Annotated in this window: 1 protein-coding gene; it reads right to left on the bottom strand. The window is 58.6% G+C overall.

All coding sequences use genetic code 11. The annotated features are described in order from the left end of the window. A partial coding sequence (locus HK28_RS09445) for a transposase (protein WP_143217384.1) occupies positions 1-273 on the bottom strand: 273 nt, incomplete at both ends.

The raw sequence follows: 273 nt of genomic DNA, 5'->3' as shown, positions 1-273 counted from the left end.
GGACGCCGATGTCCGGTGTGCCTTGAGGTGTGTTGCATCGATCATCAGGCGCTTCGACCGGCCAGCCTGCTCTGTCAGGGCGACAAAGATCCGGTCAAAGACGCCCGGGCGGCTCCAGCGGATGAACCGGTTGTATAAAGTCTTGTGCGGACCGTACGCTTTCGGGGCGTCTTTCCACTGAAGGCCGTTACGGATTACATAAACGATCCCGCTCAGAACACGCCTGTCATCCACGCGTGGCATTCCGTGCGCCAGAGGAAAAAACGGCTCAAT

The organism is Acetobacter sp. DsW_063, assembly GCF_002153745.1.
GTDB lineage: Bacteria > Pseudomonadota > Alphaproteobacteria > Acetobacterales > Acetobacteraceae > Acetobacter.
The sequence above is the reverse complement of the archived record's forward strand: the minus strand, read 5'-3'. Positions and strand labels throughout refer to the sequence as shown.